Source organism: Simplicispira lacusdiani (assembly GCF_003604195.1).
GTDB lineage: Bacteria > Pseudomonadota > Gammaproteobacteria > Burkholderiales > Burkholderiaceae_C > Simplicispira > Simplicispira lacusdiani.
This window is the reverse complement of the sequence record NZ_QXGR01000011.1, coordinates 71,807-92,891: the sequence shown is the minus strand read 5'-3', so window position 1 is coordinate 92,891 and position 21,085 is coordinate 71,807. Positions and strand designations below refer to the sequence as shown.

At 70.2% G+C, this 21,085-nt stretch carries 26 protein-coding genes; 13 read left to right on the top strand and 13 right to left on the bottom strand.

The window, feature by feature from the left end; translation table 11 throughout:
• Nucleotides 1-38 precede the first annotated feature (38 nt).
• The 3 genes from D8S75_RS14825 to folK are packed head-to-tail and all read left to right on the top strand — an operon-like array spanning nt 39 to nt 2,828.
• Nucleotides 39-737, top strand: a complete 699-nt coding sequence (locus D8S75_RS14825; protein ID WP_119967124.1) for a histidinol-phosphatase — start codon at nt 39-41, stop codon at nt 735-737.
• On the top strand, nt 734-2,308 hold the full coding sequence (pcnB, locus tag D8S75_RS14820) for a polynucleotide adenylyltransferase PcnB (RefSeq protein ID WP_119967123.1): 1,575 nt from the start codon (nt 734-736) through the stop codon (nt 2,306-2,308). Before D8S75_RS14825 ends, pcnB begins: the two co-directional genes overlap by 4 nt.
• 7 nt (nt 2,309-2,315) lie before the next feature.
• Complete coding sequence (folK, locus tag D8S75_RS14815) at nt 2,316-2,828, top strand: 2-amino-4-hydroxy-6-hydroxymethyldihydropteridine diphosphokinase (RefSeq protein WP_119967159.1); 513 nt, start codon at nt 2,316-2,318, stop codon at nt 2,826-2,828.
• A gap of 56 nt (nt 2,829-2,884) precedes the next feature.
• Here the strand turns inward: folK and D8S75_RS14810 are convergent, their stop codons facing one another.
• On the bottom strand, nt 2,885-3,454 hold the full coding sequence (locus D8S75_RS14810) for a TetR/AcrR family transcriptional regulator (protein WP_157982660.1): 570 nt from the start codon (nt 3,452-3,454) through the stop codon (nt 2,885-2,887).
• 96 nt (nt 3,455-3,550) lie between these two features.
• Between D8S75_RS14810 and D8S75_RS14805 the strand changes: the two genes are divergently transcribed.
• Both D8S75_RS14805 and D8S75_RS14800 read left to right on the top strand, forming a co-directional pair.
• Nucleotides 3,551-4,294 (top strand): SDR family oxidoreductase, encoded by a 744-nt coding sequence (locus D8S75_RS14805; RefSeq protein WP_119967121.1) that lies wholly within the window; start codon nt 3,551-3,553, stop codon nt 4,292-4,294.
• Nucleotides 4,295-4,320: 26 nt separating this feature from the next.
• A complete protein-coding gene (locus D8S75_RS14800; protein WP_119967120.1) occupies nt 4,321-4,914 on the top strand; it encodes a 2-hydroxychromene-2-carboxylate isomerase in 594 nt (197 codons plus the stop codon).
• On the opposite strand, the gene D8S75_RS14795 is transcribed toward D8S75_RS14800, so the two are convergent.
• Both D8S75_RS14795 and D8S75_RS14790 read right to left on the bottom strand, forming a co-directional pair.
• Nucleotides 4,915-5,889, bottom strand: coding sequence for a Bug family tripartite tricarboxylate transporter substrate binding protein (locus tag D8S75_RS14795; RefSeq protein ID WP_119967119.1), 975 nt, complete (start codon nt 5,887-5,889; stop codon nt 4,915-4,917).
• Between the two features lie 34 nt (nt 5,890-5,923).
• A complete protein-coding gene (locus D8S75_RS14790) occupies nt 5,924-6,985 on the bottom strand; it encodes a CDP-6-deoxy-delta-3,4-glucoseen reductase (RefSeq protein WP_119967118.1) in 1,062 nt (353 codons plus the stop codon).
• Between the two features lie 126 nt (nt 6,986-7,111).
• Between D8S75_RS14790 and D8S75_RS14785 the strand changes: the two genes are divergently transcribed.
• Nucleotides 7,112-8,053 carry an SDR family oxidoreductase gene (locus tag D8S75_RS14785; protein WP_119967117.1) on the top strand — a complete coding sequence of 314 codons (942 nt, stop codon included), beginning with the start codon at nt 7,112-7,114 and terminating at the stop codon, nt 8,051-8,053.
• A gap of 151 nt (nt 8,054-8,204) precedes the next feature.
• On the opposite strand, the gene D8S75_RS14780 is transcribed toward D8S75_RS14785, so the two are convergent.
• Entirely contained in the window at nt 8,205-8,903 is a 699-nt protein-coding gene (locus D8S75_RS14780) for a DUF4124 domain-containing protein (RefSeq protein ID WP_119967116.1), read from the bottom strand.
• Between the two features lie 20 nt (nt 8,904-8,923).
• Nucleotides 8,924-9,406: a hypothetical protein gene (locus D8S75_RS14775; protein ID WP_119967115.1), complete on the bottom strand. Its 483-nt coding sequence runs from the start codon at nt 9,404-9,406 to the stop codon at nt 8,924-8,926.
• A 222-nt stretch (nt 9,407-9,628) separates the two neighbouring features.
• On the opposite strand from D8S75_RS14775, the gene D8S75_RS14770 reads away from it, so the two are divergent.
• A complete protein-coding gene (locus D8S75_RS14770; RefSeq protein WP_119967114.1) occupies nt 9,629-11,356 on the top strand; it encodes an AMP-binding protein in 1,728 nt (575 codons plus the stop codon).
• A gap of 86 nt (nt 11,357-11,442) precedes the next feature.
• Here D8S75_RS14770 and D8S75_RS14765 read toward each other — a convergent pair whose 3' ends face one another.
• A complete protein-coding gene (locus tag D8S75_RS14765) occupies nt 11,443-12,333 on the bottom strand; it encodes a peptidoglycan DD-metalloendopeptidase family protein (RefSeq protein ID WP_503167751.1) in 891 nt (296 codons plus the stop codon).
• A gap of 51 nt (nt 12,334-12,384) precedes the next feature.
• Here D8S75_RS14765 and D8S75_RS14760 point away from each other — a divergent pair, with 51 nt between their 5' ends.
• The gene (locus tag D8S75_RS14760) at nt 12,385-13,080 is read left to right on the top strand and encodes an SOS response-associated peptidase (RefSeq protein WP_119967113.1); all 696 of its coding nucleotides are present in this window, start codon (nt 12,385-12,387) and stop codon (nt 13,078-13,080) included.
• Between the two features lie 70 nt (nt 13,081-13,150).
• The gene (locus D8S75_RS14755) at nt 13,151-13,717 is read left to right on the top strand and encodes a DUF2242 domain-containing protein (protein WP_119967112.1); all 567 of its coding nucleotides are present in this window, start codon (nt 13,151-13,153) and stop codon (nt 13,715-13,717) included.
• A gap of 21 nt (nt 13,718-13,738) precedes the next feature.
• Here D8S75_RS14755 and D8S75_RS14750 read toward each other — a convergent pair whose 3' ends face one another.
• Complete coding sequence (locus D8S75_RS14750) at nt 13,739-13,984, bottom strand: hypothetical protein (RefSeq protein ID WP_119967111.1); 246 nt, start codon at nt 13,982-13,984, stop codon at nt 13,739-13,741.
• An 81-nt stretch (nt 13,985-14,065) separates the two neighbouring features.
• Between D8S75_RS14750 and D8S75_RS14745 the strand changes: the two genes are divergently transcribed.
• Nucleotides 14,066-14,986: a M14 family metallopeptidase gene (locus D8S75_RS14745; RefSeq protein WP_119967110.1), complete on the top strand. Its 921-nt coding sequence runs from the start codon at nt 14,066-14,068 to the stop codon at nt 14,984-14,986.
• Between the two features lie 80 nt (nt 14,987-15,066).
• Here the strand turns inward: D8S75_RS14745 and D8S75_RS14740 are convergent, their stop codons facing one another.
• Both D8S75_RS14740 and D8S75_RS14735 read right to left on the bottom strand, forming a co-directional pair.
• Complete coding sequence (locus D8S75_RS14740; protein WP_119967109.1) at nt 15,067-15,519, bottom strand: SRPBCC family protein; 453 nt, start codon at nt 15,517-15,519, stop codon at nt 15,067-15,069.
• 96 nt (nt 15,520-15,615) lie between these two features.
• Entirely contained in the window at nt 15,616-15,933 is a 318-nt protein-coding gene (locus D8S75_RS14735) for a DUF2322 family protein (RefSeq protein ID WP_119967157.1), read from the bottom strand.
• Nucleotides 15,934-16,232: 299 nt separating this feature from the next.
• Between D8S75_RS14735 and D8S75_RS14730 the strand changes: the two genes are divergently transcribed.
• Genes D8S75_RS14730 through D8S75_RS14720 form a run of 3 tightly spaced genes read left to right on the top strand, consistent with a single transcriptional unit; the run spans nt 16,233 to nt 17,496 of the window.
• Nucleotides 16,233-16,601, top strand: a complete 369-nt coding sequence (locus D8S75_RS14730; RefSeq protein WP_119967108.1) for a GIY-YIG nuclease family protein — start codon at nt 16,233-16,235, stop codon at nt 16,599-16,601.
• The gene (locus D8S75_RS14725; RefSeq protein WP_119967107.1) at nt 16,598-17,020 is read left to right on the top strand and encodes a winged helix DNA-binding protein; all 423 of its coding nucleotides are present in this window, start codon (nt 16,598-16,600) and stop codon (nt 17,018-17,020) included. Before D8S75_RS14730 ends, D8S75_RS14725 begins: the two co-directional genes overlap by 4 nt.
• Nucleotides 17,017-17,496 carry a hypothetical protein gene (locus D8S75_RS14720; RefSeq protein WP_232829058.1) on the top strand — a complete coding sequence of 160 codons (480 nt, stop codon included), beginning with the start codon at nt 17,017-17,019 and terminating at the stop codon, nt 17,494-17,496. The genes D8S75_RS14725 and D8S75_RS14720 overlap by 4 nt, the downstream gene beginning before the upstream one ends.
• A gap of 38 nt (nt 17,497-17,534) precedes the next feature.
• Here D8S75_RS14720 and D8S75_RS14715 read toward each other — a convergent pair whose 3' ends face one another.
• From D8S75_RS14715 to D8S75_RS14700, 4 genes are all read right to left on the bottom strand, one after another.
• The gene (locus D8S75_RS14715) at nt 17,535-18,518 is read right to left on the bottom strand and encodes an FHA domain-containing protein (protein ID WP_119967105.1); all 984 of its coding nucleotides are present in this window, start codon (nt 18,516-18,518) and stop codon (nt 17,535-17,537) included.
• Nucleotides 18,515-19,882 (bottom strand): S1 family peptidase, encoded by a 1,368-nt coding sequence (locus D8S75_RS14710; RefSeq protein WP_119967104.1) that lies wholly within the window; start codon nt 19,880-19,882, stop codon nt 18,515-18,517. Before D8S75_RS14710 ends, D8S75_RS14715 begins: the two co-directional genes overlap by 4 nt.
• A 66-nt stretch (nt 19,883-19,948) precedes the next feature.
• On the bottom strand, nt 19,949-20,506 hold the full coding sequence (locus tag D8S75_RS14705; RefSeq protein ID WP_119967103.1) for a DUF924 family protein: 558 nt from the start codon (nt 20,504-20,506) through the stop codon (nt 19,949-19,951).
• Between the two features lie 73 nt (nt 20,507-20,579).
• Entirely contained in the window at nt 20,580-21,005 is a 426-nt protein-coding gene (locus D8S75_RS14700; protein ID WP_119967102.1) for a helix-turn-helix domain-containing protein, read from the bottom strand.
• Nucleotides 21,006-21,085 lie beyond the last annotated feature (80 nt).

The following is a 21,085-nucleotide window of genomic DNA, read 5'->3' as shown; positions in this document are numbered from 1 at the left end:
TTGCATCGGCCCGTTGCAACGCACCATGCAATCAATGAATGACTGACATACTGGTAAATCGTCCGAGGCTGACCCTGTTCGACCTGGACCACACGCTGCTGCCGCTCGACTCCGACTACGAGTGGGGCGAGTTCACCATCCGCATCGGCTGGAACGATCCGGTCGAGTTCGCGCGTCGCAACGACGAGTTCTATGCCCATTACCAGGCCGGCACGCTCGACGTGCACGACTACGTGCGCTTCGCCATCGACGCGGTGCGCCAGCGCGGGCCCGAGGCGGCGGCGCAGGCCCACGACCAGTTCATGCGCGAGGTGATCCGCCCGGCCATTCGCCCCGAGGCGCTGCAACTCGTGCAGGCGCACCAGGGTGCCGGGGACACCGTGCTCATCGTCACGGCCACCAACGAATTCGTCACCCGCCCCATTGCCCAGGCGCTGGGCGTGCAGGAACTCCTGGCCATGCAGCTGGCGCGCGACGCCAACGGCTGGTACACCGGCGAGATCGACGGCACACCCACCATGCGCGAGGGCAAGGTGCAACGCATGGAACAATGGCTGGCCGCGCGGCGGCTCTCCTGGCAGGATGTGGAGAGCACCTTCTACAGCGACTCCATGAACGACGTGCCGCTGCTCGAAAAAGTGGACCACCCCGTCGCCACCAATCCCGATGCCCGCCTGCGCGCCCTGGCGCAAGAACGCGGCTGGCGCATCCTCGACCTGTTCACCCCACACCCATGATCAAGAAGTTCATCAACAAACTGCTCGGCAAGTCCACCCCCGGCACCGCGCGCGGCAAGCCGCATTTCGGCAAGCGCGAGGAGGTGCCCGCCTCGGTGCACGGCATCAACCCCGAGCTGGTGGACCGCCGTGCGGTGGACGTGGTGCACACGCTCAAGCAGGCCGGCTTCGAGGCCTACATCGTCGGCGGCGCCGTGCGCGACCTGCTGCTGGGCCTGCGCCCCAAGGATTTCGACGTGGCCACCAACGCCACGCCCGAGCAGGTCAAGGGCCTGTTCCGCCGGGCCTTCATCATCGGCAAGCGCTTTCGCATCGTGCACGTGGTGCATGGGCGCGGCCGCGAGCACGAGGTGATCGAGGTCTCCACCTTCCGCGCCTACATGGACAACGCCGCCGCCGGCCAGGTCAGCGGCAACGAGAAAACCAGCAAGCAGCAGCTCGCCGGCATGCAGCACGCCGTGGATGCCAGCGGCCGGGTGCTGCGCGACAACGTCTGGGGCCCGCAGGACGAGGACGCCACGCGGCGCGACTTCACCGTCAACGCCATGTACTACGACCCCGAGACGCAGGTCGTGGTGGACTACCACAAGGGCATCCAGGACGCGAAAAAGAAGCTGCTGCGCATGATCGGCGACCCGGCCACGCGCTACCGCGAAGACCCGGTGCGCATCATCCGCGCCGTGCGCTTTGCCGCCAAGCTCAGCCAGCTCGGCTTCACGCTCGAACCCAAGACCGCCGCGCCGCTGGTGCAGTCGCAGCAGCTCTTGGCGGACGTGCCGCAGAGCCGCATGTTCGACGAGATGCTCAAGCTCTTGCAGACCGGCCACGCCATCGCCACCATCGAGCAGCTCAAGAAGCTGGGCATGGCCAGCGGCATCTACCCGCTGCTGGACGTGGTGGTCGAGCGCGCCGACACGGCCTTCGTGCGCGCCGCCCTGACCGACACCGACCGCCGCGTGGGCGAGGGCAAGCCCGTGGCGCCGAGCTTCCTGCTCGCTTGCGTGCTCTGGGAGGACGTGCGCAAGGGCTGGAACGAGCGCCTGGAGCGCCGCGAGCACCCCTTTCCCGCGCTGCAGGACGCCATCGACGACGTGTTCAACCAGCGCATCGGCGATGTGTCGGGCCGGGGCAAGTTGGCCGCCGACATGCGCGAGATCTGGGTCATGCAGCCGCGCTTCGAGAAACGCGCCGGCCGCGTGCCCGAGAGCATGGTGGCGCAGCTGCGCTTCCGTGCCGGCTTCGACTTCATGCGCCTGCGCGCCGACGTGGGAGAGGTCGAGGAATCCCTGGCCGACTGGTGGCAGCAGTTCAGCACGGCCGACGAGGCCGAGCGCTACGACCTCATGGAGCAGGCGCGCGAAGAGCAGAAGGCGCGCACGCGCGCGGCTCAGCCCGTGGTGCGCCGCGTGCCGCGCGCCGCACCGGCCGATCCGCGCGGCCTCGCGCCGGAAGCCGACGAGGCGGCAGCGCCCGCTGGCGAGGAATTCTCCGAAGGCGGCGCGCCCAAGAAGCGCCGCCGTCGCCGCCGCAAGCCTGGTGGCGGGGCCGGCAGCCCGGCGGCGTCCGAATAAGGTGCCCATGGGCGGCGCCGAGCCCTCCGTGCCCGAGGCCGCCACCCGCGCCTGGATCGGCCTGGGCGCCAACCTAGGCGACCGTGAAGCGGCCCTGCGCGCGGCGGTGCGTGCCATCGCCGCGCTGCCCGGCGCGCAGGTGCTGCGCACCTCAACGCTTTACCGCAGCGCTCCGGTGGACGCGGGCGGGCCGGACTACCTCAACGCCGTGGCCGAGATCGCCACCACCCTGGAACCGCACGCGCTGCTGGCGGCGCTGCAGACCATCGAGCAGGGGGCCGGGCGCGAGCGCCCCTACCGCAACGCGCCCCGCACGCTGGACCTGGACATCCTGCTCTACGGCGAGCAGCGCATCGCCACACCCACGCTCACCGTGCCGCACCCGCGCATGGACGAGCGCGCCTTCGTGCTGCTGCCGCTGGCCGAACTGGTACCCGCACGCGTGCCGCCCGAGGCGCTGCATGCCGTGGCCAGCCAAGCGATAGAGCGTTGCCAGGGAAGTGGCTGGGTTGCGGGTTGATTGCTATTGAATCGATAGCTTTTCGCGCTTTACGGACGGGCGCCAGAGGCCGATTTCTATGAAGATTCGCTGGCAGGTGCCGCCGACAGCAGTTGTTCCACCTGGCGGGCCGCGCCATCCAGCAGCGCGCCGCGCGAAGCGCCCGGGGGCAGGGCCCGCGCCACCGTCACCGCGCCGACAAGCTGGGCCAGCAGCGCCCAGGCCTTCGCATCGTCGCCCACCAGATCCCTGAACCGGGCCTGGAGTTCGCCCACCCCCTGCTCGAAGACCTGCTGCGTGGACGCGCCGGCCCGCGCGATCTCGGGCGCCAGCGCGGGCACCGCGCAGCCCGATTCCGGGTGCTCGACGTGGGCGTTGCTGAGGTAGCCCCTCAACACCTTCAGTGCCTGCGCCCGCGTGGGCGCCGCGAACAGCTGCGCCGAGCGCTGCAGTTCGTTCTGGACGATGGATTCGAGCAGCTCGTTCTTGGAGCGGAAATGGGCGTAGAACGCCCCCGAGGTCATGCCCGCGGCCGCCATCAGGCTGTCGACACCCGTGGCCGAAAAGCCCTTCTGTTTGGCCAGCGCGCCGGTGGCCTCGACGAGGCGGGCGCGGGCTTCTTCCTTGTGGGTGGGGGCGTAACGCATGGCGTGTGGTGCTCTGGGGTGGGTTCGCAACGGTGCTTGCATTGTGGCATAACGATCGTTACGATAACGAGCGTTATTTCAATCGGAGGCATACCCATGAACGCAACCCCGGGCTCCCGCGACGGCGCGGCCCTCATCATCGGCGCGGGCGACGCCACGGGCGGCGCCATCGCCAAGCGCTTCGCCCGCGAAGGCCTGATCGCCTGCGTCACGCGGCGCACGGCCGACAAGCTCACCCCGCTGGTGCAGGAGATCACCCAGGCCGGCGGCCGCGCGCATGGTTTCGCCTCCGACGCGCGCAAGGAAGAGGAGGTCGTGAAGCTGGTGGACGACATCGAGCGCGACATCGCGCCCATCGAAGTCATGGTGTTCAACATCGGCGCCAACGTGCCCTGCAGCATCCTCGACGAAACCGCGCGCAAGTATTTCAAGATCTGGGAAATGGCCTGCTTCAGCGGCTTCCTGGTGGGCCGCGAGGTGGCGCGGCGCATGGTGACGCGCGGGCGCGGCACCATCATCTACACCGGCGCCACCGCCGGGCTGCGCGGTTCGGCGAACTTCGCGGCCTTCGCTGGCGCCAAGCACGCGCTGCGCGCGCTCGCCCAGAGCATGGCGCGCGAGCTGGGGCCGAAAAACATCCACGTGGCCCATGTGGTGGTCGACGGCGCCATCGACACCGACTTCATCCGCGAGACCTTTCCCGAGCGCTACGCGCTCAAGGACCAGGACGGCATCCTCAACCCCGACCACATCGCGGACAACTACTGGCATCTGCACACCCAGCCGCGCGACGCCTGGACGCACGAACTGGATCTGCGTCCCTGGATCGAGCGCTGGTGAACCCTCTTCACCCCTTTGGAGTACCCATGAGCAAAACCGTTGAATTTCTCTTCGATGTCGGCAGCCCCTACACCTACCTGGCCTACCGCCACCTGCCCGTGATCGCCCAGGCGCATGGCGCACGGATCGTCTGGACGCCCGTGCTGCTGGGTGGCATCTTCCAGGCCACGGGCAATGCCAGCCCCGCCGAGGTGCCGGCCAAGAGCCTGCATTCGCAGGTGGACCTGCAGCGCTGGGCGCGCACCTATGGCGTGCCGTTCCGCATGAATCCGCACTTTCCCATCAACACGCTGGCGCTGATGCGCGGCGCCGTGGCGGCGCAGATGCAGGGCGACGAGGTGCTGCAGCGCTACCTGAGCGCCATCTTTCCGGCGATGTTCGAGCAGCCGCGCAACCTGGGCGAGCCCGCCGAGATCGGCGCGGCGCTGGCCGGCGCAGGGCTCGATCCAGTGCAGTTCCTGCAATGGATCGCCGACCCGGCCGTGAAGGAAAAGCTCAAGCAAAACACGGCCCGCGCCGTGGAGCGGGGCGTGTTCGGCGCGCCGACCTTCTTTGTCGGCGACGAGATGTTCTGGGGCCAAGACCGGCTGGAGTTCGTCGCCCAGGCCCTGGCCGGCTGATCAGTCGACAGTGGCGCCCGAGGCTTTCACCACCGATTCGTACTTGGCGCGCTCGGCCTTCATCAGCGCCTCGAACTGCTCGGGCGTGGTCGGCACGGGCTCGGCCAGCAGCGTGGCGAAGCGGGCCTGGGTCTCGGGGGCGTTCAGCGCGGCCACGAAGGCCTTGTTCAGCTTCGCCACCACGTCCTTGGGCGTGCCGGCGGGCGCCACCAGGCCCCACCAGGTGTCAATGGCGAAGCCCTTGAGCGTGTCGGACAGCGGCGGCACGCCGGGCAGCGCTGGGCTGGCCTGCGCCGTGGTCACGGCCAGGGCGCGCAGCTTGCCGCTCTTGATGTTGGGCGCGGCGGCGGCCAGGTTGTCGATGTTGAAGTCCACCTCGCCCGACAGCAGCGCGAGTTGCGCCGGGCTGGCGCCCCGGTAGGGGATGTGCAGTGCGTAGATGCCGGCGCGCTGCTTGAACATTTCGCCCGCCAGGTGGCCGGCGCTGCCGGTGCCGCCGCTGCCGTAGTTGAGCTGGGCCGGGTGCGCCTTGGCGTAGGCGATCAGGTCGGCCACGCTGCGGATCTTCAGGCGCTCGGCCTTCTCGGCGTTCATCACGAGCACGTTGGGCACGCGCACCATCTGCGTGATGGCGGCGAAGTCCTTGCCCGCGTCGTAGGGCATGCGCTTATAGAGCCAGGGGTTGACGGCGTGCGTGGCCGTGGCGGCGATGCCGATGGTCAGGCCATCGGGCGTGGCCTTGGCCACGGCATCGGCGCCGATGTTGCCACCCGCGCCGGGCTTGTTGTCCACCACCACGGTGCCCAGCGTGTCGCGCACGCGCTCGGCCAGCGCGCGCGCCGTCACGTCAATCGGGCCGCCGGGGGCGTAGGGCACGACCAGGCGGATGGGTGTGCCTTGTTGGGCCTGGGCGAGCGGGGCGGCACAGGCGAGGGGGGCGACGAGGGCGGCGGCGATCAGGTGTCTGCGTTGCATGGGGAGCTCCTGTGGGATGGATGGAGTGTGTGCTTCAGCCGCCGTGCTTGTCGGCCTCGGAGGTGAAGGCGTCGGCGTAGAACTCCTCGGGCGGTAGGCCGCGCTGCGCGGTGTAGGCGGCGCGCGCCGAATCCACCACGATGGGCGCGCCGCAGGCATAGATCTGGTGGCCCGAGAGGTCGGCGAAATCGTCGAGCACGGCCTGGTGCACGAAGCCCGTGCGGCCGGCCCAGGCGTCCTCGGGCAGCGCGTCCGACACCACGGGCACGTAGCGCAACCAGGGCAGCGCGGCGGCCTGCTCGCGCACCCAGGCGTCCATGTACAGGTCGCCCGGGCGGCGGCCGCCCCAGTACAGCGTGGTGGGGCGCGTCATCGCCTTGTGCCGCATGTGCTCGATCAGCGCCTTCACCGGGGCGAAGCCGGTGCCCGAGGCCAGCAGCACGATGGGCTTGGCGGAGTCCTCGCGCAGGAAGAAGCTGCCGAACGGCCCCTCGACGCGCAGGATTTCCTTTTCGATCATGGTGGCGAACACATGGTCGGTGAAGCGCCCGCCCGGCATGTGGCGGATGTGCAGTTCCACGCCCGGCGCGCCTTCCTGGGTGTGCGGCGCGTTGGCCATGGAATAGGCACGGCGTGCGCCGTCGCGCAGGATGAACTCGATGTACTGCCCCGCGTGGTAGCGGAAGGTGTCGGCCGCCGGCAGCTGCAGGCGCACCCGCATCACGTCGTGCGACACCTTCTCCAGCGCGGACACGCGCACCGGCAGCTTCTTCACCGGGTAGGCGCTTTCGTCGGTGACCTGGCGCGATTCCAGCACCACCGGGGTCTGCGCCACGCCGCAGCAGGTCAGCACCCAGCCGGCGGCTTCTTCCTCGGGGCTCAGGGCCTTGGCCTGGTGCTCGCCATGCACCACCGTGCCCTCGATTTTCTTGCACTTGCAGGAGCCGCAGGCGCCGTCCTTGCAGCCGTAGGGCAGGCCCACGCCCGCGCGGATGGCCGCGCCCAGGATGGTTTCGCCGGGCTGCGCTCCGAAGCTGCGGCCGCTGGGCTGCACGGTGATCTGGTGGGCGGGAGAGGGCGGCACGGGGCTGGTCATGCTTTGGTTATCCTTGGAAGATCGAACACTGCGAATGGCCGAGATTTTGCCCGCAGAAGTTCCCCCGATTCCTGCAGACCGCAGGCCCGCATGCGCCACAGGCCATGCCTTCCTCTTCGCCATGCCATGAGTTCCGTGTCTCCTTCCTGCACCCTGGGTGCCCTGCCGTCGCGTTTTCGCCGTGCGCGCGTGCTGATCGTCGGCTGCGGCGACGTGGGCCTGCGCGTGGTGCGGCAGTTGCAGGGCCCGCGCGTGCGCGTGCTGGCCCTCACCACCAGCGCCGAGCGCGCGCCCGCGCTGCGCGCGCTGGGCATCACCCCCCTGCTGGGCAACCTCGACCAGCCCGCCAGCCTGCGCCGCCTGGCCGGCCTGGCCACGCGCGTGCTGCACCTGGCGCCTCCGCCGGGCCAGGGCGAAGGCCGCGCGGACTGGTGGCGCGACCCGCGCACGCTGGCATTGGCGCGCGCGCTGCGCCTGCGCAGCCTGCCCGACGCGCTGGTCTACGCCTCCACCAGCGGGGTCTACGGCGATTGCGGCGGTGCCTGGGTGACCGAGGCCCGCACCGTGGCGCCTGCCACGCCGCGCGCCCAGCGACGCGTGGATGCCGAGCGCGCCCTGCGCCACCTGGGGCGTGCGGGCGTGCGCACCAGCATCCTGCGCGTGCCGGGCATCTACGCCCCCGACCGCGAGGGCGGTACGCCCGAGGCCCGGCTGCGCAAGGGCACGCCGGTGCTCGTGGCCGAGGACGATGTCTACACCAACCACATCCACGCCGACGACCTGGCGCGCGCCTGCGTGGCGGCGCTGTGGCGCGGCGCGGCGCAACGTGTCTACCACGCCAGCGACGACAGCGACATGAAGATGGGCGATTACTTCGACCTCGCGGCCGACCTCTACGGCCTGCCGCGCCCGCCGCGCCTGCCGCGCAGCACGGCGCAGGCCGAACTGCCGCTCACGCTGCTGAGCTTCATGGGCGAGTCGCGCCGGCTCGACAACACGCGCCTGCGGCGCGAGCTGCGCGTGCGCCTGCGCTATCCCACGGTGGCGCAGGGGCTGCGTTGCGCTTGACCTGATCACGCCGAGGCGCTGCCTCGAACGGCGGCCTTTGCGGCGGGGACGGTGGTGGATGTGTGCCCTTGCTTACCAACGCAGGGCCAGGGTGCGTCCCCCCTCTCGCAGGAGAGGGGGTGAAGCCGCGCAGCGGCTCAGGGGGTGATCCTTAACACGGCGCGCGCCCGCCAGCCGAGCGGCAGGTGCCATCGGGCCCCGGCAGGCGGCCCGGTCCGGCGCGGGGGTAAGCCTTGCCTTCGGTGTCGAAGCAGGTGAATTCGGTGCAGTGCGTGAGCTTGGGGCGCGACGGCGGGGGCGCGGGATAGGCCGGGCGCGCATTGGGCACCACCACGAGCGGCGGGCGCTGGGAGGCCCGAGCCCTCTCCATTTCGGCATAGCCCTCGGGGCCCAGGCAGTCGAGGTCCATCTGGCGCTGCGCGGCGTCCAGCGCCGGGTTCTGCACCAGCGGCTCGCGGACCTGGGCCTCGTTCAGTTCCTGCCACTGGCGGCGCGAGCGCAGGCACTCGGGCGAGCGCGCGTGGTCGGGGCGGGGCGGCGCGCTCGTGGCCTGCCCACGCTGGCGCAGGGCCTCGCGCTCGGCCTGCAGGCGCGTGGCGGCGGCCTCGGTTTCCAGGCGCTGCTGCTTGCGTTGCAGGGCCTCGGCGGCCTGGGCGCGCTCCTGCTGCAATTCCTCGGCGGTCTTGCGCGGCTCGACCTCGCGCGCCGCCGCGCCGCTTTCACAGGCGCCGTCGGTGTAGGTTACCTTGCCGGTGCGGGCATCGGTGCAGCGCACCACCTGGGCCTGCGTGGCCAGGCACAGCAGGGCCGTGGCGCAGAGCACGAGGGGGCGCAGGAGCCGGGGCGACATGGTGCCTCCTGGAAGCGGGGTCAGGGCATGTCTTCCTGGCGCGGCATCCAGCGGCCGTTGCTCGGGTTGTAGCGGTCGTAGTCGCGGCGCGGGCCGCCGTCGGGTGCCTTGCGTTCCTCGCGGATGCGGCGTTCGCGCTCGGCCTGCACGCGGCGGGCTTCTTCGCGCTCGCGCATCTCCCGCTCGCGGCGCGCGGCCTCGCGTTCACGCTGTTCGCGCTCCCAGCGGGCGCGGTCGCGTTCCTTGTCGCGCTCCCGTTCGCGTTCCCAGCGCTCGCGGTCCCGGCGGTCACGTTCCCAGCGGTCGCGGTCGGAGTGGCGCCAATCCGGCTGTGGCGCGGGATAGACAGGGTAGGCCCCCGGCCCGTAGATGACGGTGGGCTCGGGCCCGCGCGGATAGGCGGGGTAGGGCTCGTAATAGGGATCGCCCGTCGTGGCGCAGCCGGTGGCCAGCAATGCCAGGCTGGCTGCGGCGAAGGCGCGGACGGGGAAGGTGGTTTTCATGGTGCTATGCCTTGGTGTGTGGAGAGGCCTTCTTCCATGACGCGGTGCCGGTGGCTTTGGTTGACCCGGGCGTTGCTCCGGGCGGCAGGCTTTGCCCACGCTTCATGGATGTTGCAATTTGTACACCCGGCGCGGGGTGGTTTTGCAACCATTTTGTCCTGATTGGTGAATTCTGTCTCTGCACAATGGCCTTTTCGCATGCGCGACCCAGGAGACAACGACATGACCGCATCCGCCGCCCCCCACTGGAACATTGCACCCCTGGACGGCCTCTCGCTGGTCAAGGGCCGCCAGGACGCCACGCTGTCGGAAGCGCCCATCCACCGCTTTCTGCTGGACACCGTGCAGCGCTTTCCCGACCGCCCGGCCGTGGCCTTCCGCGAGCAGGGCGTGCGCTGGACCTGGGCGCGCTTCCAGGCCGAGGTGGACGCGCTGGCCTCGGGCCTGCTGGCGCTGGGCCTGCGCGTGGGCGACCGCGTGGGCATCTGGTCGCCCAACCGTGTCGAGTGGCTGGTGACGCAGTTCGCCACGGCGCGCGCCGGGCTGGTGTTGGTCAACATCAACCCGGCCTACCGCATCGCCGAGCTGGAATACGCGCTCAACCTCTCGGGCTGCCGCGCCCTCGTCACGGCCGAGCAGCTCAAGACCTCGAAGTACCTGGAGATGCTGCAGCGCCTGGCGCCCGAGCTGGCCACCTGCGCACCGGGTGCCCTCAAGGCCGCGCGCATGCCCGCGCTGGAGATGGTGATCCGCATGGGCACCGACCGCACCCCCGGCATGCTCAACTACGACGACGTGCTCGCCAGCGGCCGCGCCCGCGCGGACCGCGCCGCGCTCGACGCGCTGGGCGCCGGCCTGTCGTGCCACGACGCCATCAACATCCAGTTCACCAGCGGCACCACGGGCAACCCCAAGGGCGCCACGCTCACGCACCACAACGTGGTGAACAACGCGCGCTTCATCGCCCAGGCCATGGACTTCACCGAGAACGACAGCCTGTGCATCCCCGTGCCGCTGTACCACTGCTTCGGCATGGTGCTGGCCGTGCTGGCCTGCGTGTCCACGGGCGCCGCCATGGTGTTCCCGGGCGAGTCGTTCGACCCCGTGGCCACGCTGGAGGCCGTGAGCGAGGAGCGCTGCACCGCGCTGCACGGCGTGCCCACCATGTTCATCGCCGAGCTGGACCACCCGCGCTTCGCCGAGTTCGACCTCTCGCGCCTGCGCACCGGCATCATGGCCGGCTCGCCGTGCCCCATCGAGACCATGAAGCGCGTGATCGCCGAGATGCACCTCTCCGAAATCACCATCGCCTACGGCATGACCGAGACCTCGCCGGTGTCGTTCCAGAGTTCCACCACCGACCCGCTGGAGCGCCGCGTCTCCACCGTGGGGCGCATCCAGCCCTTGCTGGAGGCCAAGGTGGTCAATGCCGACGGCCAGGTCCTGCCCGTGGGCGAGAAGGGCGAGCTGCTGGTGCGCGGCTACTCCGTGATGCAAGGCTACTGGGGCGACGAGGAACGCACGCGCGAGGCGGTGCGGGACGGCTGGATGCACACCGGCGACCTGGCCACCATCGACGCCGAGGGCTACTGCAACATCGTCGGCCGCGCCAAGGACATGCTGATCCGAGGCGGCGAGAACGTCTACCCGCGCGAGATCGAGGAATTCCTGTTCCGCCACCCCAAGGTGCAGTCGGTGCAGGTGTTCGGCGTGCCCGACGCCAAGTACGGCGAGGAGATCTGCGCCTGGATCGTGCCCAAGCCCGGCCAGACCTGCACCGAGGACGAGGTGCGCGACTTCTGCCGCGACCAGATCGCCCACTACAAGGTGCCGCGCTACATCCGCTTCGTGGAAGACATGCCCATGACCATCACCGGCAAGGTGCAGAAGTTCGTGATGCGCGAAAAGATGATGGCCGAGCTGCAGTTGCAGGAAGCCAAGACGGCCTGACGCCATTGGTGCCGGGTTTCGCATGAAATTCGGCTCTGGCGCTTTATGGACAAGCGCCATTAGCTATCACTTCGATAGCATGAATTTCACTCCGCAAGGAACAGCGCCGGGTCCACCATGGCGCGGTTGAGCATCACGCCCCAGTGCAGGTGCGGTCCGGTGGCGCGGCCCGTGGCACCCACGGCGCCCAGGGGTTCGCCGGTGCGCAGCACGTCGCCCACCTGCACGCCGATGCGGCTCAGGTGGCACACCATGGTGAGCAGGCCGCCGCCATGGTCCAGCCACACCGTCTGGCCGTTGAAGAAATAGTCGCCCGTGTCGATCACGCGGCCCGGCAGCGGCGCCACCACGGGCGTGCCCGTGGGCGCCGCGATGTCCATGCCGCTGTGCGGATTGCGCGCCTGCCCGTTGAACACCCGCCGCAGCCCGAACGAGCTGGAGCGCCGCCCCGGCGTGGGCAACTGCATGCGCAGCGCCTGCGGCACGGGGGTGCTGAACGTGGCTATCACCTCCTGTTGGTGCGCGCGTTCGCGCTCGTAGCGCGCCTGGTCCTCGGGCGAGAGGTCCACGGTGCGGGGCGACACCTTCAACTGCTGCTCGCGGTAGCGCTTGGGGTCGATGCGGTAGGCCACCTGGCGTGTGGCGCCGTCGGGCCCGCGCACGGTGATGTGCGCCGGGCCGGGCGCCGCCGCCAGCGCGATGCCCACCACGGCCGTCCACTCCAGGGCATCGCCCACCACCAGCAGCGGCAGGTCGCCCGCGAACGCCTGGGGTCGCGCGGCCGCCGGCCCCAGCGCAAGCCGGGCCACGCCGCCGGGCACCGCCAGCGCGCGGGGCCAGGGGCTGTCAGGCGATGGGGCAGCGGCGGGCGTGGTGCGCGCGGCGGCCAGGGCGCCAATGGGCAGTGCCAGCAGGCCGATGGCGCCCAGCAGGGCGCGGCGGACAGGAGAAGGGGCGGAGCAAGGCATGGCCGGCATTGTGCAGTGGCTATGGGCCCGCTGCACTGCAGGGGTCGGATAGCATGGCGCATGACCACCCATTACGAGAGCGTGCACCCAGACACGCTGTACCCCGAAGCCTTCCATGTGGCGCCGCCCGATGTTCCCCTGGGGCGCAGCCTGGTGCCGCGCCGGCCCGGGGTCTTCATCCGCAAGGCGCCAGCGCCCGCGCAGGCGCCAGTGCAGGAACCCCAGGAGCCGCCCACGGAGCGCGACAAGCCCGTGCGCGAACTGGCCGCCGGGCAGTTCGGCCTGGTGCCGCCGTGGGTCAAATCGGCCTCGGACGCCAAGCTGCGCTCGACCAAGCTGGTCAACGCCCGGGCGGAAACCGTCACCACCTCCAACAACTTCCGCGAGGCCTGGCTGGGCGCGCGGCGCTGCATCGTGCCCATGATGGCCTTCTTCGTCGACGACCTGCGCAGCGGCAAGCCCGTGCCCACGCGCATCGCGCGGGTGGATGGCCAGCCGATGGGCGTCGCCGGCCTGTGGGAGTGCTGGACGGGGCCGGAGGGCGAGATCATCACCAGCTACACCCTGCTCACGGTGAACGCCAACAGCCACGCGCTGATGCACCGCTACGGCCATGGCGGCAGCGAAAAGCGCATGCCCGCCGTGCTGAACGAAGGCGCTTACGACGCCTGGCTCACCGCGCACCCCGAAAAGGCGCGGGAGTTTCTGCGCACCTATCCCGCCAACTGGCTCACGGCCAACCCGGTGCAGAAATAGCGGGGGCGCCCTGCGCAGAACTTTTCAGCAAAAAGTGGCCCAAACGCTTGATGGATAAGCGCTGACAGCTATGAACAATGAAGCAAGAAAACACCGTTGGAGGACGCAGGCCCATGGGGCCCTGCTCGGCGCCGCGCTGTTGCTGGCGGGTTGCGCCGCGCCACCTTTGCCGCACCATGGGCCCCAGGAGAACTTTGCTTCGGTGGCCACCTATTCGCGCCTGTTCGATGCGCCGCCTGTGCACACCTGCGAGGCCGCACGCCGCGCGCTGCTGAGCCAGGGCTACCTCATCCAGAGCGCCCAGGCCGACCAGGTGGAGGGCACCAAGCATTTCCAGCCCGACGTGGAATCGCACCTGCAGATCATGATCCGCGTGGTGTGCGTGCCCGAGGCCGCTGGCGGGCATGTCAGCCTGGGCTTTGTCACCGCCGTGCAGGACCGCTTCGCCCTCAAGAAGGTGAGCAACTCGGCCAGCCTGGGCGTGGGGGCGCTCGGTTCGGTGTCGCTGCCCATGGCGGCCGGCCACGAGGCCATGGTCAAGGTGGGCAGCGAAACCATCGCCGCCGATGCGTTCTACGACAGCTTCTTCGACCTCGTGCGCCGCTATCTGGCCACCGGCGACTTCGCCGCCGATTGAGCCTTCCTGCCGCGCGGGTTCCTACGCGACGATTTCGTAGGTGACGGCTTCGCTCTCCACCATGTCCAGGATGTCGTTGAGCACATCCTCGTCCTCGGTGCTGCTCCACACATCCTCGGGGTCGCTGGCGAACAGCGGCTCGATGGCGATGTCGAGGAACTGCCCGTCGGGCATGCGGATGACCGGCGTGCCCTCGGAGGTTTCCACCAGTTCCCAGTCGTCCGGCACGGACATTTCAAGCTGGATGGTGACGTTGAGTTTCTTCATGGTGGTTTCCTTGGTGGGTAAGGGGCGAGGGTAACCCATGCACCCTATGATTCCAGCCTTTCGACGCAGCCACCCCACCCGATGATCTCTTCCGCGCTCCCTCCCATCGGCACCCCCGGCCAGCCCTGGGGCCCCGCAGACGTCGCCCAGTGGCGCGCGCGCCAGGTGCGCCGGCGCAGTTACGCCGACGAGGTGCTGGCCGCCATCGAGCGCCTGCGCCCGCGCTTCGACGTGCTGCCCTATGGCGAGGTGGTCTACGGGCCCGAGCGCTACCCCCTGCTCGCGCTGCGCAACGGGGACTGGCGCGGCGATCTGCCCGGCGTGCTGGTCACGGGCGGGGTGCATGGGTACGAGACCAGTGGCGTGCACGGCGCGCTGCGTTTTTTGGAACGGCATGCGCAGGCCTACGCCGGGCGGGCCAACCTGCTCGTGGTGCCCTGCGTGAGCCCCTGGGCCTACGAGCGCATCCACCGCTGGAACCATGACGCCATCGACCCGAACCGCTCGTTCCGCGAACCCAGCCCGGCGCAGGAGTCGGCCGCGCTGATGCGCCTGGTGGCGCCGCTGCGCGGGCAGTTCGCGGCGCATGTGGACCTGCACGAGACCACCGACACCGACGAGTCCGAATTCCGCCCCGCGCTGGCCGCGCGCGACGGCAAGCCGTTCGAGCCCGGCAGCATCCCGGACGGCTTTTACCTGGTGGACGACACCGAGAACCCTCAGCCCGCGTTCCAGCAGGCCATCATCGACGCGGTGGAGCCAATCACCCACATCGCGCCCGCCGACGCCCAGGGCCGGCTCATCGGCACGCCCGCCGTGGCGCGCGGCGTGGTGCGCTACCCGCTGCGCGCGCTGGGCCTGTGCGCCAGCGTCACCGGCGCGCGCTACACCACCACCACCGAGGTCTACCCCGACAGCCCCCGCGCCACGCCCGAGCAGTGCGATGCCGCGCAGGCCGCTGCGGTGTGCGCGGCGATCGATTTCGTGCTGGCGCAGCGTTGACCGGCGCGTCTGCGCCTTTGAAGAAAAAGGCCGCCAGGGATTGCTGGCAAAGCGCCAGCAGCTATCGAAAAAGAGTGAAATCATTCGACAGGGATGTCCGGCTCGACCAGCAGCGTGAGCAACTGCAGCGACTCCTGCCAGCCCAGGTAGCACGATTCCACGGGAATGGCGGGCGGAATACCCTCCTGCACCACGCGCAGTTCCGTGCCCATGGGCACGGCCTGGAGCGACACCGTGGTGCGCATTTCGCCGGGAAAGTTGGGGGTGTCGAAGCGGTCGGTGTTGACGATGCGCTCGCCCGGCACCAGCTCCAGGTACTCGCCGCCAAAGGCATGCACCTGGCCGTTGCCCAGGTTGGTGAACTGCATGCGGTAGCGGCCGCCCACGCGCAGGTCCTGCTCCAGCACCCGGCCCGTAAAACCGTGCGGAGGCAGCCATTTGGCCATGGCGTCGGGGTCGAGGAAGGCGCGGTACACGCGCTCGGGCGGCGCGCGCAGCACGCGGTGCAGGGTGACGGTGCCTGGGGTGGACATGGGCGCTCTCCTGGTCGACGTAAGAGCCGCGCCGGGGTGGCACGGCCGGAAGGCCACTCTACGCCGAACAGCGCGTTCGCGCTGGCCCGTGCCCGGTCAGGCTGCGACGGTTTGTGCGCGGTAGCTCTCGCTGCCCTCGGCCCAGGCCAGCAGGCGGTCGATGTTGGGGTGCTTGCCGGGGTGGGCCAGCGCGTCCTGCGTGTGCTCGGCATACCACTCCAGCCCCAGGCGCGCGGCGGCGGGCGTGATCTGGCCGCCATACAGCGCCGCCAGCGCGGCATACACCGCCAGCGAACCGGCCTGGCCGGGCTTGTTCTCCAGGGTGGCGAGCACCTGGCCGTCGGCGCCCAGCAGTTGCAGGGCGGCGAGGTGGGAGACGGCGGGCAGTTGCTTGAGGCGGTCGGCAAAGTTCATGGTCTGGCGCAGGGGCAAATGTTCAAAAAAAGTGCCTTGGCGGCACGTGGATTCAGCGCAAGATGCTACCAAAAACTGAGCATCCAGCGCCGCCCTGCGGTGCAGGCCCTACCGGCGGATCGCAAGAAAACGCCCCCCTTGCTAGAATCTGCCCCACGGGTGCTGAGGGGCGCCCGCCCGCACAAGAGGCTCTCACCCTCGGCCCGCACACCGGGCTTTTTTCTTGTTGCCTGACAGCTTCATCCCTTGTTTCGTCGGCCCCGCGCGGGGTGGCCGCACACGATGCCAAGGAACCTGTCATGGACTCATCCCCCGTTTCCCCATCCCCCCGGCCCAGCGCCGCCGTGCAGCGCCGCGCGCTCGTCCGCCACTACAAGGACAACCCGCCGCCCATGGGCGTGTACGCGATCCGCTGCGCTGCGCAAGGGCTCGTCTGCGTCAAGGCCAGCACCAACCTGCCGGGCGCGTTCAACCGCGAGCGCTTCCAGTTGCGCATGGGCGGCCACCCCGACCGGCGCCTGCAGCAGGCCTGGCGCACGCACGGCGAGGCGGCGCTGTGCTTCGAGGTGCTCGATACGCTGAAGCCCCGCGCCGATGCCACCGACGCCGAGCACCGCGCCGACCTGGCCGCGCTGCTTGCGCTGTGGCAAGAGGAGCTGGCGGCATGAGCGCCCCGGCCCTCGACCTCTGCCTGGACATCAGCCTGGCCCACGCCCGGCTGCAACTGGCGCTCGACGACGCGCTGGGCACCTGGCACGGCATCGGCCATGCCGATTTCATCCTGCTGCACACGCTGGCGCAGGCCGAGGGCGGCCGTCTGCGCACGGCGGCGCTGGTGGCGCCGCTGGGCGTGCCGGTCTCGGCCGTGGTGCGCCGCCTGATCCCGCTGGAGAAGACCGGCCACATCGCGCGCGATGCGGGCCATGTCAGCCTGCGCCCCGCCGGCCTCGCCGTGCTGGCCGAAGCCCGCACCACGGCCAGCGCGCTGTGCGCCGACGCGCTGCAGGGCCTGCCCGCAGGCGCCACGGACGCTGCGGCGGCGCTGTTGCACCACTTGGCGCCCACCACCTCGGTGGGGGCAGCATGAACAGCGCGCTCGACGAACTCAAGACCCGCGCCCGCGTGCGGCTCAACCGCGCGCGGCGCGAGGGCGTGGCGGGCAGCCTGCAACTGGCCGACTGCCTGCACGACGCCGCGCGCGCCGTGGGCTTTGCCCACTGGGACCATGCCCGCCGCGTGCTCGGTGGCCTGGCCACGGCGGGCGACGACCTGGGCGACTTCTGGCACGCGCCGGGCACCGGCATCCTGCTCAACCACTGGTTCGCGCGCCACGAGGATGCCCTGGCCGTGCTGGATGCAGACCGCGCGGCCTACCTGCTGCCCTACCGGCGCCAGTGCTTCATCGTGCAAGCGCCGTTCATCCAGGCCCTGGGCCTGGACCCGGACGACCCGCACTGGGGCCTGCTGCGCCACGACCTGGTGGCGGGCCTGGGCACGCCCGCGTGGCAGGCGCTGGCGGCGCGGCGGGTGAGGGCGCCGCTGGAGACGTTCGCGGGGCGGTAAACGCCCGCCAGGCCGGGCCGCCGGCCTGGCAGCGGGCGCTACTCCTCGTCCTCGTTGTCGTCGTCCGCTTTCGCGCGGCGGTCGAGTCGCTCGCGCAGCGCACCGGCTTCCTGCGTGAACAGGGGCACCGGCACGGCGGGGGCCAAGCGCAGGCTGGGCGGGAACAGGCTGCTCATGTACAGCTGGTTGGACAGGCGCGAATGGTTGAGCCACTGCACCCCCATCCAGGCGGGCAGGCCCAGGGCCAGCACGGCGCCCACGGTCCAGGCCAGGCCGGTGCGGCGGCGCGGCAGCACGGCGGCCAGGTGGGTGTAGATGCCTGCGGCCAGCACCAGGGTGATGAGCACATAGCCAAAGCGCGAGACCGCCTCCCACGACAGCGCAAACGCCGCCAGGCTGGCAGTGAGCGACACGGCCTCGGCCCCCAGGTACAGCGCGCAGGCAATGCGCATGTGGCGCCAGAACTGCAGGTGGCCGTCGAACACCTTGTTGGCAATGGCCCACAGACCGGCCCAGCCACCCATGAACAGCGCAATGCCCAGCAGCGCGCCGGGCAGCGCCTTCAGGTACTTGGTGCTGTCGTCGGCCTTCAGCCATTCGGCGGCCAGCACGGCCGCCAGCATCAGCGCCAGCAGGGCCACGGTGGTGGCCAGCGTGCGCCAGGGGAAGCGCGGCAGCGGCAGCTCCTGGGCGATGGGTGCATCGGCCAGGCGCAGCGCAATGCGCGTGCGGCCAATCTCCAGCGGTGCGCCATCGGGCCAATCAAAGCGCTCGCCACTGGCGTGGCGCTTGCGTTGCAGCAGGGCGCCGTTGAGGGTGTGCTGCACCTCCACGCTCACGGTGCGGGGCGCGTCCGCAGCACGGTCGATGCGCAGGTGCGTGGGCGCCACATGCGGGTCGTCCAGCACCAGGTCGCATTCCAGGCTGCGGCCCACGGTGACGGGCCAGCGCGTGACGGGTGCGCGCGCCAGCAGCGCGCCGTGGCGGTCAAAGGCCTCCAGCAGGGCCAGGGTGGGCATCATGGCGCGGCCTCCCACTTGAAGGACTGCAGAAAGCGCTCAGCCAGCTTCAGGCCGTTGTCAAAGCCAATGCCGCGCACGTCCAGGCGGCCCAGCACGCCCTGCGTGGGCTGGTTGAGGGTGGCGGCCAGCACGGTCATGTCGTACAGGCCCGGCAGCTTGCGGTAGGCCGACATGCAGACCACCGCGCGCAGCGGCAGGCCGCCTTGGTCCACAAAGCGCTCGGCACACTCGGCCGCCGTCTTTTGGCGGCTGCCCCGGTTGGGAATGCGTTCATTGGCAAAGCTGCGCGAATACATGTGCGCGAAGCGCGCCGCGCCGTAGGTGGGGGCGCTGTAGGCCTCGTAGCCCAGGCGCACCGTGCCCGTGCTGAAGTCGCCCGCCACCACATGGCTGTTGGTCTGGCAGGCCGAGCGCTCCAGGTGCAGCGCGCTGTAGTCCTCGTCGCGCCCACTGCCCCAGCAGCGCGCCAGCGCGTCGTCGGGCACGGGCACCAGGTAGTTGCCGTGGCGCTGGTCGTGGAACGGGGTCTGCAAAAAGCGCTCGGTCAGCAACTGCTGGTGCACCAGCAGTTGCCGCGCCACCTCCTTGTGGGCCGGCTGCGTGATGGGCTGGGCACTGGCCGCGCGCTGCAGCAGCGCCTGGGCAAACTCGGCCGGGATCAGAAAGCTCACCTGCTCGCCATCGAGCCGCTTGGCCACGTTCACGCCCAGCACGCGCCCGCCGTCGTCCACGGCGGGGCCGCCGCTCATGCCGGGGTTGAGCGTGCCGCCAAAGAAGATGCGCGGGTAAAAGCTGCGCCGCACCAGGCCGTTGTAGGTGCCTTCGGTCACGGCAAAGCCAATGTCCAGCGGGTTACCCAGCGAGTAGATGCGCTCGCCCTGCGCCAGCGCCTCGGCGGCGGGGCGGAACTCCAGCACCGGCGCGGGGCTGGTGCGGCCGCGCGCGCGCAGCACGGCCACGTCGTGCTGCACATCAAAGGCCAGCAGATCGACATCGCCCTCCTGCCCGTCGATGGTGACGTACACGCCCCGGTAGCGCTCGGGCTCCAGCGCGAGCTGGCTGGCTACATGGAAGTTGGTCACGATCAGCCCGTCGGCCGACACGAAGAACCCCGAGCCAATCGACGCCTGGGTGTTGGAGGTGCGCAGCAGCGTGCGGATCTGCAAGAGCTTGTCGCGCGACAGCTCATGGATGCGCCGGGCATCGCGCGACAGCGCCGCCTGCGCCGCCGCAGGTTGCGCGGCCGAGGCGGGGGCACCGGGCGCATCGGCGGCTACCGGTGGGTTCTGGGCACTGGCCAGGCCGCAGGCCAGCCAAAGGAGGGGGGTGGCAAGCCGAAGCCGCCAGCGGGTGGAAAAAGGCATCGCGGCATTCTAAGAACGTGATGCGGCGCCACCACTGCGCTCGCGCAAGCTCCGGCCTGGGCCGGGTCAGAATGACGAGCCCGGCTCGCTCAGAAACGCCAGCTCCTCCGCCGTGGACGCCCGCCCCAGCACGGCGTTGCGGTGCGGGTAGCGGCCAAAGCGCTCGATGATGGCCTGGTGCTGCAGCGCAAAGCGCAGGTTGCCCTCCAACCCCGGCTGCGCGAACAGCCGCACCGACTGCGCGTGGATGGCAGCCGACTCGCTGTGCATGTAAGGCATGTAGGCAAACGCCCGCTGCGTGGGCGGCAGGGCGCGGTCCTGGCCGCTGGCCACCAGCTCCTGTGCCAGCACCAGGGCCATGCCGTCCTGCGCGAAGGCGCGCGGCGTGTCGCGCCACACGTTGCGCGAGAACTGGTCCAGCACCACGATCTCGGCCAGCCGCCCCGGCGTGCTGGCGCGCCAGCCCGACAGCTCGCCGCGCGCGGCAGCTTCCAGGGTGGGGCCGAAACGCTGGGCAATGGCGGCGTCGAGCGCGGCGTCCTTGGCGAAGTGCTGCGCGGCGGTCAGCTCCTCGAACCAGAAGTGCAGGACGGCCGTGGGATCGGTGGGGATTGAATGGGTCATGGTTTTGAATCAAATTGGCCTGTAAAGCCCATGGATAAAGCGCCAAAAGCTATTGAAAGAGTAGCAGTCGCGCTCACTTCCCGCGCGGCGCCAGCGGCCGGGGCTGCGCCTCCATCATGCCGGCCGCCGCCGCCTTCAGCAGCCGCTGGAACGACGGGCACGCCGCATGGCTGGGCGCGGGGCACACGGCGGCGTGGCGCAGGCCCTCGCTCATGGCCTTGAGGCGCTTGACCGTGCGGTCCAGCTCGTCGGCCTTGGCGGACAGCAGCGCGCGGTCGATGTTGGGTTCCCCGCCGGGCGTGAACATGCTGCGGATCTCGTCCAGCGAAAAACCCGCCGCCTGCCCCAGCGCGATGAGCGCGAGCTGGTCCAGCACCTCGGGCGCGAAACGGCGCCGCCCGCCGTCCCGCGCCAGCGCATGGATGAGCCCCTTGCTCTCGTAATAGCGCAGTGCCGAGGCCGGCACGCCCGACAGCCGGGCCACCTCGGAAATGTCCATGCAAAAACCTCTTGACTTGAAGTTGACTTGAACTTCTATATTAGCCAGCAACCGCTCCAGCGGTCCATTGCAAAAGGAGT